The organism is Flavobacterium sp. GNP008 (assembly GCF_056428965.1).
The window spans coordinates 403,530-416,034 of sequence record NZ_JBWJVL010000002.1 but is presented as its reverse complement, the minus strand read 5'-3'; the positions used below and the strand labels follow the sequence as shown (position 1 = coordinate 416,034).

Annotated in this window: 10 protein-coding genes and 1 tRNA gene; 8 read left to right on the top strand and 3 right to left on the bottom strand. The window is 34.4% G+C overall.

The window, feature by feature from the left end; all coding sequences use genetic code 11:
- Positions 1-15 precede the first annotated feature (15 nt).
- Positions 16-1,473, top strand: a complete 1,458-nt coding sequence (locus tag AC0608_RS08145) for an FAD-dependent oxidoreductase (RefSeq protein ID WP_478288725.1) — start codon at positions 16-18, stop codon at positions 1,471-1,473.
- A 152-nt stretch (positions 1,474-1,625) separates the two neighbouring features.
- Here the strand turns inward: AC0608_RS08145 and AC0608_RS08140 are convergent.
- Positions 1,626-1,700, bottom strand: a tRNA-Val gene (locus AC0608_RS08140).
- Positions 1,701-1,912: 212 nt separating this feature from the next.
- Here AC0608_RS08140 and AC0608_RS08135 point away from each other — a divergent pair.
- Complete coding sequence (locus AC0608_RS08135) at positions 1,913-3,700, top strand: ABC transporter ATP-binding protein (protein ID WP_478288724.1); 1,788 nt, start codon at positions 1,913-1,915, stop codon at positions 3,698-3,700.
- 104 nt (positions 3,701-3,804) lie between these two features.
- Here the strand turns inward: AC0608_RS08135 and AC0608_RS08130 are convergent, their stop codons facing one another.
- Positions 3,805-4,974 carry a proline dehydrogenase family protein gene (locus AC0608_RS08130; RefSeq protein ID WP_478288723.1) on the bottom strand — a complete coding sequence of 390 codons (1,170 nt, stop codon included), beginning with the start codon at positions 4,972-4,974 and terminating at the stop codon, positions 3,805-3,807.
- A gap of 92 nt (positions 4,975-5,066) precedes the next feature.
- Between AC0608_RS08130 and aroB the strand changes: the two genes are divergently transcribed.
- The 6 genes from aroB (at position 5,067) to AC0608_RS08100 (ending at position 11,985) form a co-directional block, all read left to right on the top strand.
- On the top strand, positions 5,067-6,134 hold the full coding sequence (gene aroB / locus AC0608_RS08125) for a 3-dehydroquinate synthase (RefSeq protein WP_478288722.1): 1,068 nt from the start codon (positions 5,067-5,069) through the stop codon (positions 6,132-6,134).
- Positions 6,135-6,421: 287 nt separating this feature from the next.
- Positions 6,422-7,825: a type III PLP-dependent enzyme domain-containing protein gene (locus AC0608_RS08120; RefSeq protein WP_417959742.1), complete on the top strand. Its 1,404-nt coding sequence runs from the start codon at positions 6,422-6,424 to the stop codon at positions 7,823-7,825.
- A gap of 95 nt (positions 7,826-7,920) precedes the next feature.
- Positions 7,921-8,892 carry a deoxyhypusine synthase family protein gene (locus AC0608_RS08115; protein WP_416850921.1) on the top strand — a complete coding sequence of 324 codons (972 nt, stop codon included), beginning with the start codon at positions 7,921-7,923 and terminating at the stop codon, positions 8,890-8,892.
- A 7-nt stretch (positions 8,893-8,899) separates the two neighbouring features.
- Positions 8,900-9,301 (top strand): DNA primase, encoded by a 402-nt coding sequence (locus AC0608_RS08110; RefSeq protein WP_478288721.1) that lies wholly within the window; start codon positions 8,900-8,902, stop codon positions 9,299-9,301.
- An 86-nt stretch (positions 9,302-9,387) separates the two neighbouring features.
- Positions 9,388-11,499, top strand: a complete 2,112-nt coding sequence (gene recQ, locus AC0608_RS08105; RefSeq protein ID WP_478288720.1) for a DNA helicase RecQ — start codon at positions 9,388-9,390, stop codon at positions 11,497-11,499.
- A gap of 9 nt (positions 11,500-11,508) precedes the next feature.
- Positions 11,509-11,985 (top strand): DNA-deoxyinosine glycosylase, encoded by a 477-nt coding sequence (locus AC0608_RS08100; protein ID WP_417959736.1) that lies wholly within the window; start codon positions 11,509-11,511, stop codon positions 11,983-11,985.
- 1 nt (position 11,986) lies between these two features.
- On the opposite strand, the gene AC0608_RS08095 is transcribed toward AC0608_RS08100, so the two are convergent.
- Entirely contained in the window at positions 11,987-12,502 is a 516-nt protein-coding gene (locus AC0608_RS08095) for a DinB family protein (protein WP_417959734.1), read from the bottom strand.
- Positions 12,503-12,505: the final 3 nt, after the last annotated feature.

Sequence of the window (12,505 nt, the reverse complement as noted above, 5' to 3'; positions counted from 1 at the left end):
TAATTTAATAATGAAGTGAAAAAAGTAGAAAATGAAGAAGTAAGCTGGACTATGTGCGTAGAATGTCAAGGAAGAGGCAAGAAAAGTCGAGGACTAACCAAGAAAGCACGACTAAAATACCAGCAAGCTTTAGACCAATTTAAAAAGACGAATGGCGAAGGGACAGCTCCAGTTCCGCCTAAAGGTCACCTTCACTCCTGCCCGAAATGTTCCGGATCTGGGCTGTTTCGTTCTTTGAGTCCTACTATAGCGGATGCAGCAAACTATCCACACATTGCCATTATTGGTGGCGGTATTGGAGGTGTGGCTCTTGCTGTGGCGTGTTTACACCGTGGAATTCCTTTTACCTTATATGAGCGCGATAATAATTTCGAAGCCAGGTCTCAGGGCTACGGACTCACTCTACAGCAAGCTAGTAAAGCGATCGAAGGATTGGGTATTTTCTCGCTGGAAGAAGGGGTGATTTCAACAAGACATGTAGTTCATACTACAGATGGAAAAGTTATTGGGGAATGGGGAGTCAGAAAATGGACGCAGTCAGATGCGAAAACCACTCAGAGACGTACAAATGTGCATATTGCAAGGCAATCTTTGCGCTTAGCGCTACTTAAGCAGCTTGGCGGACGGGATGCTGTACAGTGGGGACATCAGTTATTAGATTATAAAGAATGTGAGGACAACAGTGTTGATCTAAGCTTTCAAGTGAATGGAAAGATCAAGCATAGCAAAGCGGATCTAGTAGTTGGAGCCGATGGTATTCGCAGTTCAGTGCGAAGGTTGTTGATTGGTGCCGATATCAACCCTTTACGGTACCTAGATTGTATAGTAATATTGGGTATTTGCCCTTTAAATGCTCTAGAAGATCTTAATAATCCTTTATTGGACTCGGCTACTGTATTTCAAACCGCCAATGGGAATGAGCGGATTTATATCATGCCTTATACTTCAGACTCCGTAATGTGGCAATTGAGTTTCCCAATGTCAGAAGAACAAGCTATGGCATTAAGTGCTCAAGGTCCTCAAGCACTCAAAGAAGAAGCATGCCGAAGAACTCAGTGGCACAATCCCATTCCTCAGATTTTAAAGGCAACCCAAAAAGCTCAAATTTCTGGTTATCCCGTTTATGACCGAGAATTACTCCGTTCAGAATTACTAGCGAAAGCAGCAAAAGTAACTCTAATTGGCGATGCGGCTCACCCCATGAGTCCTTTCAAAGGACAGGGAGCAAATCAAGCATTGTTGGATGCACTCGCACTAGCCCGCGGAATTTCAAGAGGATGCAGACCTTTATCTCAATGGAGAAAAGCTGGAATAAGGGAAAGTGTATTAACTGATTTTGAAGCAGAAATGTTAGATCGTAGTGCTACCAAAGTGAACGATTCAGCAGAAGCCGCAAAGTTCCTTCATTCTGAAATTGTGCTTCATGAAGCAGATGAGCCTAGAGGACGGTGTATAAAGAAAAAAGGTTCTTAAACTTGACAATAGTTGGTTGTGCTTATTATGGCAACAATTTTAATATTTAAAAGGGAAACTACAATAAAACGCATACGAAAAAGCGCGAAAAAAAATGATTTTCTAATAAAAAACCTCCAAAATCAAATGACTTTGGAGGTTTGTAATTTTTGTGGGCGATGAGGGGTTCGAACCCCCGACCCCCTCGGTGTAAACGAGGTGCTCTGAACCAGCTGAGCTAATCGCCCTTGTACAATTTAGATATTTTCATTTCCTTATTGCGAGTGCAAATATACAGTTAGAAATTGTATCTACAAGCAAAACAGTAAAAAAAATTAATAAAATATTGACTCTATTTGCTTTTAAGCTCTATAATAGCACTTTATGTTAAACATGAAACGCTACTATTTTTTTGTATTGATTCGTTATAGTCTTACATTTGCGACATAAACAATAGATAATGGCCAGGTTCAAAGAAAACGATTTACCAAAATCAAAAATTACTGCAAGTTCACTCCAAAAAGCAATTGTAATATTTCAATATGCAGGAAATCACCGTTGGAAATTTTACGTAGGTTTAATTTTTTTATTATTTACTGGAGCAACCGCTTTGGCTTTTCCAAAATTAATGGGAATGCTTATCGATTGTGTGAAAAACAAAGACAACTCCCAGGCTAACATGATTGCTGGAGGACTAATTGTAATCTTATTTCTTCAATCTATTTTTTCATTTTTTAGATTGTATTTATTTGTAAATTTTACAGAAAATACCTTAGCTAATCTTCGATTATCGCTTTACAGCAATTTGGTAAAACTCCCCATGTCTTTCTTCTCGCAAAAGCGTGTTGGCGAATTAAACAGCCGAATCAGTTCTGATATAACCCAAATTCAAGACACCCTAACATCCACAATAGCTGAATTTTTAAGGCAATTCATTTTAATTATTGGTGGTGTTCTTTTATTGGCGAATGAAAGTATTAAATTGACTTTATTGATGTTATCCGTAGTTCCGCTTGTTGCAGTGGCCGCAGTTATTTTTGGACGATTCATTAGGAAATACTCAAAAAATGTTCAAGATAAAGTTGCTGAAAGTCAAGTGATTGTTGAAGAAACCATGCAAGGCATTAGTATTGTTAAGGCTTTCGCCAATGAATGGTACGAAATTGCCCGTTATGACGGAAAAATAAAGGAAGTCGTTAAAATCGCCATCAAAGGGGGGAAATACCGAGGTTATTTTGCCTCATTTATTATTTTTTGTCTTTTTGGAGCCATTGTAGCAGTTGTTTGGTTTGGTGTTCGATTGAGTATCAGCGGGGAAATGAGTGTTGGCCAATTGATTTCGTTTGTATTGTATTCCACATTCGTTGGCGCTTCTTTTGGTGGTATTGCAGAACTTTATGCTCAAATCCAAAAAGCGATTGGCGCAACAGAAAGAGTTTTTGAATTATTGGATGAAACTCCTGAAAAAATTAATTCAGTTCAAGATATTGCTGAAAATCAGAAAATAAAAGGAAACGTTACGTTCAAGAATGTAGCCTTCAGTTATCATTCGAGAAAAGAAATAAAAGTTTTGAAAGACGTCAGTTTTACTGCTAATTTTGGACAAAAAATAGCTATTGTAGGTCCAAGTGGAACCGGAAAATCGACTATTGCTTCCCTTTTATTACGCTTTTATAATATTGATGAAGGAGAAATATTGGTAGATGGGAAAAATATTTATGATTTTGATTTAGAAAACCTTCGCGGAAACATGAGTATTGTACCTCAGGATGTCATATTATTTGGAGGAACCATCAGAGAAAATATTGCTTATGGAAAACCAAATGCTACCGAAGAAGAAATTGTTACCGCTTCAAAACAAGCCAATGCCTATAATTTCATCGAAAGTTTTCCTGAAAAATTTGAAACGATCGTGGGTGAAAGAGGAATTAAACTTTCCGGAGGACAAAGACAACGTATTGCCATTGCCAGAGCATTATTGAAAAATCCAAGTATTTTGATTCTAGATGAAGCTACGTCATCATTAGACAGCGAAAGTGAAAAACTGGTTCAGGAAGCTTTAGAAATATTGATGCAAGGAAGAACCAGCATTATTATAGCGCACCGTCTTTCAACCATTCGCAGTGCTGATCAAATTTTGGTTCTGGATAAAGGAAAAATCACAGAACAAGGAACACATCAGGAATTAATAGCATTGGAAAACGGAATTTATAAAAATTTAAGTAATCTGCAGTTTAGCAACTCTTAAATTTCAGTACTAATTTTGACATAAAAAAACTCCATTCTGTATGCTGAATGGAGTTTTTTTATAGATTTAAATGCAACTGAATACCAGAAACCAAACACTGATTTCTATTTCCCTTTTCTTCTGTTGCGTTCCGCTTTTATCATTTCTAATTCGCGACTGGTTTGTCCGGCAACTGAAGTATTTTCTTCAGCACGACGAATCAAGTACGGCATAACATCTTTTACAGGACCAAAAGGCAAGTATTTAGCAACATTGTATCCATGAGCAGCCAGATTGTAACTGATATTATCGCTCATTCCATACAATTGACCAAACCAAATTCTATCATCGTTCGTTTTAATTCCTTTTTCTTGCATCAATTCCATTAAAGTATATGTACTTAACTCATTGTGGGTTCCTGCAAAAATTGACATCTTATCTAAGTGCTCAATCATGTAGCGAACTGCAGCATCATAATTTTCATCAGTTGCTTCTTTTGAAACGCACATTGGCGATGGATATCCTTTTTCTTCGGCACGTGCAATTTCTTTTTCCATATAAGCACCACGAACCAATTTCATTCCGATGAAGAATCCATCTTTTTTGGCTTCTTCGTGTAATTTTTTCAAGTAATCCAAACGATCCCAACGATACATTTGCAACGTATTGAAAACAATCGCTTTTTCTGTATTATATTTACGCATCATTTCGGTCACTAAATCATCCGCTGCATCTTGCATCCAACTTTCTTCACCATCAATCAGCAGTGCAACATTTTTTGAATGAGCATCTTTACAAACCAAATCAAAACGGGCCACTACCCTATTCCATTCTGCTTGTTCTTCTGGAGTTAACACTTGTTTTTCTCCTATTTTTTCATACAATTCAAAACGACCAAAACCGGTTGGTTTAAAAACAGCAAAAGGAATCGCTTGACGTTTTTTGGCAAAGTCTATGGTTTTTAAAGTCATTTCAAGCGCAGCATCAAACTGTTCTTCTTCCTCTTTACCTTCTACAGAATAATCCAAAACGGATGAAACACCCTTGGTATACATTTTATCAACTACAGAAAGACAATCCACTTCATTTACTCCGCCACAAAAATGGTCAAAAACTGTAGCACGAATCAAACCTTCAACAGGTAGATTAGCTTTCAAAGCAAAATTAGTAACTGCAGTTCCAATACGAACTAGAGGCTGATTAGCAATCATTTTGAAAAGAAAATAAGCTCTATCGAGTTCGGTATCACTTTTTAATGAAAAGGCAACTTGTGTATTATTGAATATTTTTTTCATTATTTGTTAAATTTTTGTACAAATATAGACAGAGTTTTGAATATTATTTAGCAAAAATTACCTTATTTTGCGGTTCCAATTAATCAACAACGATGCAGTCAATTCAAGCCAACAGTTACCCAATACATTTCAACGAAAAAGCATACGAAGCGTTAAACCTTCATTTAAAAGAAAATAAATATTCAAACCTATTTATTATTTTAGATAATATTACAAACGAGTTTTGCTTGCCTAATTTCCTTCCTTATCTGGAAACAGACTTAACAATTGAAATTATTGAATTTGATGCCGGTGAAGAAAATAAAAATATTGAAACCTGCATTCAAATCTGGAATGTACTCACGGAACTTGGAGCTGACAGAAAAAGTCTTATAATCAATCTGGGAGGTGGCGTTGTTACTGATTTAGGTGGTTTCGTAGCCTCGACCTTCAAACGCGGAGTTGATTTTATTCACGTTCCAACTACGCTACTTTCGATGGTCGATGCTTCTGTAGGTGGAAAAAACGGCATAGATTTAGGAAATTTAAAAAATCAGATAGGTGTTATCAATGTGCCTAAAATGGTTCTTATCGATACACAATATCTAGAAACGCTGGCCCAAAAAGAAATGCGTTCCGGTCTTGCCGAAATGTTGAAACACGGTTTGATATATGATAAAAAATATTGGGAGCAATTTTTAGATTTGAAAGTTATAGATTTTGCAGATTTTGATGCATTAATTTACCGTTCAGTTGAAATAAAAAATGAAATTGTGCTACAGGATCCAACTGAAAAAAACATCCGAAAAGCATTAAATTTCGGTCATACATTGGGTCATGCTATTGAAAGTTATTTTCTGGAGAATAAAAATAAAACTACTTTATTGCATGGAGAAGCAATTGCTGTTGGGATGATATTAGAAAGTTATATTTCTTGGAATAAAAAACTCATCACTAAAGACGAATATTTTCAAATAAAATCAAGTATAAAGTCTATTTATGAAGATATTATTTTTAACAAAAATGATATTGAACCCATACTAGAATTACTTATTCATGACAAGAAAAATGAGTACGGGACTATTCAGTTTGCTTTAATAGATGGTATCGGAAAAATAAAAATCAATCAATCAGTTGAAAATGAATTAATTCTTGAAGCGTTTCAAGATTATAAATCTTAATTCTTTTTTTATAAAAAGGATTGCATTCCGTATATAATATTTTTTACATTTGTATCGATGAAAAAAAGTCAAAACAAACGAATTTATAGCTCTAAAAAAACCAGTAACAATATGTCTTTTTTAAGAATATTGAAACGTTTTTATTCTATTAAAGGCAACTTTAGTTTTGACGTTTTCCAATACATGAAGGCGGACTACGAAAAGCTTCAGATCATTTATGCAAATATCCGGGTTTGAATTTTAGATTATTTTATTTACCCTATTCTAATCTATAATACTAAAACCTAATGAACACAAAATATTCTGATTTAATAAATCAAACGTACTACTTCCCGCAAGAAGAATTTACTTTAAACAAAGACAATCTTCAGTTTCACAATATCGATTTGATGAAACTGGTAGAAAAATATGGCACCCCATTAAAATTTACTTATTTACCGCAAATTTCCAACAACATCAATAAAGCCAAAAGTTGGTTTCGTAAGTCGATGGAAAAAAATAAATATGAGGCAAAATATTTTTATTGTTATTGCACTAAAAGTTCTCATTTTGAATACATTATGAATGAAGCGTTCAAAAATAACATTCATATCGAAACTTCATCTGCCTTTGATATTAATATTGTAGAAAATTTATTAGCCAATGGTAAAATTAATAAAAGTACTTATGTAATCTGTAATGGTTTTAAGAGAGACCAATATATCGAGAATATAGCACGACTTATTAATAATGGTCATAAAAATACGATTCCAATTATTGATAATTATGAAGAGCTCGATTTACTTCAAGGTCAGATTAAAAACAAGTTCAAGATAGGAATTAGAATCGCTGCAGAAGAAGAACCAAAATTTGAGTTTTATACGTCAAGATTGGGAATCGGTTACAAAAACATTGTTCCGTTTTACAAAAAGGAGATTAAAGAAAATAAGAAATTGGAACTTAAAATGTTGCATTTTTTTATCAATACTGGAATCAATGATAATGCATACTATTGGAACGAATTGGTAAAATGTATCAAAGTATATGTAGCATTAAAAAAAGAATGTCCTACTCTAGATGGGTTAAATATAGGTGGTGGTTTCCCGATAAAAAACTCATTAGCTTTTGAGTACGATTATCAATATATGATTGACGAAATTATCAATCAAATAAAAATTGCCTGTGATGAAGCCGAAGTTGCTGTACCGAATATTTTTACTGAATTTGGTTCGTATACAGTAGGAGAAAGTGGCGGCGCTATTTACCAGATTTTGTATCAAAAACAACAAAATGACAGAGAGAAATGGAATATGATCGATTCCTCTTTTATCACTACTTTACCGGATACTTGGGCAATTAACAAACGTTTTATCATGTTAGCGATTAATCGCTGGAATGATACATACGAGCGGGTTTTATTAGGCGGAATGACTTGTGACAGCGATGATTATTACAATTCAGAGCAGAACATGAATGCGATTTACTTACCAAAGTACAACAAAGAAAAGCCCTTATATATTGGATTTTTCAATACGGGAGCCTATCAGGAAACCATTGGTGGGTATGGCGGTTTACACCATTGTTTGATTCCACAACCTAAACACATACTGATTGACAGAGATGAGAACGGTATTTTAGCTACTGAGGTTTTCTCAGAACAACAAACCTCTGAAGACGTGTTGAAAATATTAGGTTACGACAAGAAAAAATAAATTCACAATTATTAAATAAGTCAATTTAAAAATTCGTTAAATTTGAAATATGATTTTTAAATTAATGTTTTTTAGATCTTTAAATTAAAACAAAAATGAGCAAAGGACCAATCAGTCAGTTTATTGAAAAGCATTATTTGCATTTTAATTCTGCATCTTTAGTTGACGCAGCTAAGGCTTACGAACAACAATTAGCCAATGGTGCAAAAATGATGGTGAGCATGGCTGGTGCAATGAGTACAGCAGAGATTGGAAAGATTTTTTCCGAAATAATTCGTCAGGACAAAGTTCATATTATTTCTTGTACTGGTGCAAATCTAGAAGAAGACATCATGAATTTAGTAGCTCATTCTCATTATGAAAGAGTACCAAATTATCGTGATTTGACACCTCAGGACGAATGGGATTTATTAGAGAGAGGTTTAAATCGCGTTACCGATACTTGTATACCGGAGCACGAAGCATTCCGTCGTTTGCAAAAGCACATCTACAAAATATGGAAAGATGCAGATGACAAAGGGGAGCGCTATTTTCCACATGAATTTATGTACAAGATGCTACTTTCTGGCGTCCTAGAAGAATATTATGAAATTGATTTAAAAGACAGCTGGATGTATGCAGCTGCTGAGAAAAATTTACCTATTATTGTACCGGGTTGGGAAGACAGTACTATGGGAAATATATTCGCTTCCTATGTAATCAAAGGAGAACTGAAAGCTTCAACAATGAAATCGGGTATTGAGTATATGGTTTTCTTATCCGATTGGTATCCAAAAAACAGTACTAATGGCGTAGGTTTCTTTCAAATTGGAGGAGGTATTGCAGGCGATTTTCCAATATGTGTGGTCCCAATGTTGTATCAGGACATGGAAATGCATGATATTCCTTTTTGGAGTTATTTCTGTCAAATTTCAGACTCAACAACTAGTTACGGATCTTATTCAGGAGCAGTTCCAAATGAAAAAATTACTTGGGGAAAATTAGACATTAAAACACCCAAGTTTATTATTGAGTCAGATGCTACTATTGTAGCACCTTTAATTTTCGCTTATTTATTAGATTTATAGCATATTTATGAAAAGAGTAATTGTTGATTACGCAAAACTTACCAATGAAATTTTAAACCTGTTAGTGGATAAATTTCCAGATGGGTATGATGATTCAAACATTATTAGTTTTAGAAACGCTAAAAATGAATTGGTTGAAGCTGTTGAAGTACGAACTGAGGATACTATTTATTTAGTGAAAGTGAGTACAAAACTGGCTGATAGAATTGAAAATTATGATGAGGATGATGAAATAATCATTGATGAAGTTGTTGAACCTATCAAAGGTCTGGATTTAGACGACGATATGGATGATGACGAAGAGGATGATGCCATTGATAAACCCGATTCTGATTTAGGAGACGATGACGAGGACGAGGATGCTGAGGAAAAAGACTTTTCAGAAGATGACGACGAGGATGAGGATTAATTAATCCAATTTTTAAATAAATGATCAAAAGGAACTCCAAAAACGAGTTCCTTTTTTTTTACTTTAAGATTTAAATATACGCCAAAATGACAAATCAAAGTTTACACGCCAAACTAAAAGAAAACTTTGGTTTTGAAAAATTTAGACCCAACCAAAAAGATATAATTAATTGTGTGCTTTCCGGGCACGATACTTTAGCAATAATGCCAACTGGTGGCGGTAAATCAATCTGCTTTCAATTGCCTGCACTTATTTTTCCAGGAATTACAATCGTAATTTCACCTCTAATTGCTTTGATGAAAGATCAAGTTGATGGTTTAAAAGCAAATGGAATAGAAGCTTGTTATATCAACAGCAGTCAAACCGAAGAAGAACGACAATTTTATATTGAAAATCTAAAATCCAATATAATTAAGTTAGTTTACATTGCCCCGGAAAGCTTGTCCTTTCTGGACAATCTTTTCAATAGCTTAACAATAAGTCTGATTGCTATAGACGAAGCACATTGTATTTCGACTTGGGGACATGATTTTCGTCCCGCGTACACTAATTTAGGGTATCTCAAAAACCGCTTCCCTTCTACTCCAATATTAGCTTTAACTGCTACAGCTGATAAAGCTACGCGTAAGGATATTAGCCAACAATTAAATTTAAAAAATCCTAAGGTATTTGTAGCTTCGTTTGATAGAAAAAATCTCAGTTTAGAAGTACGTCCTGCTTTAGACCGTGTAAAACAAATAATAGATTTTATCCAAGAAAAGCCAAATGAATCTGGAATAGTGTACTGCTTAAGCAGAAAAACCACTGAAGAACTCGCTGATAAACTTCAAAAATCGGGAATTAGTGCTAAAGCGTATCATGCAGGTTTAGATACTAAAATAAGGTCCAATACCCAAGATCAGTTCATCAACGACGATTGTAAAGTAGTCTGTGCCACAATTGCTTTTGGTATGGGAATTGACAAATCAAATGTACGTTGGGTAATTCATTATAACTTACCTAAAAACATTGAAGGATATTATCAAGAGATTGGTCGTGCCGGTCGCGATGGTCTGCCATCAGAAACGGTATTATTTGAAAGTTATGGAGATGTAATTCAATTGCAAAAATTTGCTTCTCAAGGTTTGAATGCCGAAGTACAATTGGCCAAGCTGGAGCGAATGAAACAATACGCCGATGCCTTGAGTTGTCGCAGAAAGATACTGCTTTCCTATTTTGGAGAACTCGTTACAGAAAACTGTGGGAATTGCGATATTTGCAAGAATCCGCCATTATTTTTTGACGGAACTGTGATTGCTCAAAAAGCATTATCTGCAGTGATACGTTTACAGGAAACAGAACCACTTCCTGTAATTATTGACTTTTTACGTGGATCCAAAAATGCATACATTTACGAAAAAGAATACCAAAACCTAAAAACGTATGGCGTTGGAGTTGATCTTTCTTGGTATGATTGGAATCAATATTTGATACAATTGATCAATTTAGGCTATTGTGAAATCGCTTTTCATCAACAAAACAAAATCAGATTAACAGCCTTTGCGAAAAAAGTTTTATTTGAAGGTGAAAAAGTACAACTAACCACGGTTCAAAAAATCAATATTCAGAAACAAGAAGTTAAAGAAACGAAAAGTAAATCAGTAACAAATTCACTTTTTGAAACCTTACGGAAATTGCGCTACGAAATTTCTAAAGACGAATCGGTTCCTGCATATGTAATTTTTAGTGATGCTGCTTTACGTCAAATGGAAACTGAAAGACCTATGAGCGATACCGAATTACTCGCAATTGATGGTGTTGGAAAAGCAAAAATGGAAAAATATGGGACTGTTTTTATCAAAGCGATTATTGATTTTAATACCTCTAAAGTTGTCAGAAAAAAGAAAGAAGCCACTACTTACAAAGAAACATTAGAACTTTACAAAAACGGACTGTCAGTCGATGAAATTGCGCAAAAAAGAAAATTAGGATTAAGTACGATCATGTCTCATTTAGCAAAACTCTATGTTGATGGAGCCGAAATAGATTTGGATTCATTTGTCTCTAAAGAAGAAGTTGTGCAAGTTGCCGAAGCGCAAGTAAAACTGGAATCACCCAATACCTTAAAGCCCTATTTTGATTATTTTGAAGAAAAAATAGATTATGGAAAAATCCGGTTAGCATTGGCGATATTAGAAAAAGAAAATGCAGTATTTTAAAAATATTATATGATTAGTTCATTTCCACCTTTCGTAAATTCTCAAACCGAAATTTTGATTTTAGGAACAATTCCTGGCATCGCATCACTGGAAAAACAGGAATATTATGCGCACCAAAGAAATCATTTTTGGAAAATAATGTATGCGCTATTAGATAACTTACCAATTGCAGAAGTTTTCGAAGAAAAAATACAATTCCTCCAGGCAAATAATATTGGACTTTGGGATGTTCTAAAAAATTGTGAACGAAAAGGAAGTCTGGATATTCATATTAAAAATCAAAAAGAAAATGATTTTGAAACATTGTTTAAAAAATTCCCCGGAATTACTACCATCATTTTTAACGGAAAAGAAAGTCATAAATATTTTCTAAAAAAATTTGGACAATTAAAAGGCATCACGTATTATGTGATGCCTTCTACTAGCCCTGCTAATACAATGCCTTTTGAAAACAAGCTAAAAATCTGGTCAACTTGTTTTAAATAAATTACAAATATCTTTCTTCAAAAATCTTTTGATGATGTTTTTGATGTCCAATCATAATAAACCCAATAGCTCTTACTGACACACTTGCATTTGAGGCTATACCCATTCTCTTAAATTGTTCCTCCGAAAAACTTTTAAAGAGATATAAAGTCGCATGGCGAACTGCTGAAAATTCGGTTAATAACTCTTGAATATTTCTAGTATTGGCATCCGTATTTATTGCATAATGATTTTCATCAAAACCAGGTAATGGTGTTGTATCATTCCTAGATATACGCAACGCACGATAAGCAAATATTCGTTCTGTATCAATTATATGTTGAATAATATCCTTGATTGTCCACTTGCTTTCAGCATATCGGTAATCAAATTTATCCATTGGTATATTTTGTACAAAACGGATAAAATCATGTAAAGAAATTTCTAATTCTTCCATCAATTGCACTTCTCCCAAAGCTTCTATATATGGAGAATAAAAAGCAGCATATTCATTTATTGGTAGTTGTGTTGATATCATTTT

Bases quoted from the DNA above. Each gene is read 5' to 3' on its own strand.
- AC0608_RS08135 (WP_478288724.1), top strand. From the start codon at position 1,913: ATGGCCAGGTTCAAAGAAAACGATTTACCAAAATCAAAAATTACTGCA.
- AC0608_RS08130 (WP_478288723.1), bottom strand. From the start codon at position 4,974: ATGAAAAAAATATTCAATAATACACAAGTTGCCTTTTCATTAAAAAGT.
- aroB (WP_478288722.1), top strand. From the start codon at position 5,067: ATGCAGTCAATTCAAGCCAACAGTTACCCAATACATTTCAACGAAAAA.
- AC0608_RS08120 (WP_417959742.1), top strand. From the start codon at position 6,422: ATGAACACAAAATATTCTGATTTAATAAATCAAACGTACTACTTCCCG.
- AC0608_RS08115 (WP_416850921.1), top strand. From the start codon at position 7,921: ATGAGCAAAGGACCAATCAGTCAGTTTATTGAAAAGCATTATTTGCAT.
- AC0608_RS08110 (WP_478288721.1), top strand. From the start codon at position 8,900: ATGAAAAGAGTAATTGTTGATTACGCAAAACTTACCAATGAAATTTTA.
- recQ (WP_478288720.1), top strand. From the start codon at position 9,388: ATGACAAATCAAAGTTTACACGCCAAACTAAAAGAAAACTTTGGTTTT.
- AC0608_RS08100 (WP_417959736.1), top strand. From the start codon at position 11,509: ATGATTAGTTCATTTCCACCTTTCGTAAATTCTCAAACCGAAATTTTG.
- AC0608_RS08095 (WP_417959734.1), bottom strand. From the start codon at position 12,502: ATGATATCAACACAACTACCAATAAATGAATATGCTGCTTTTTATTCT.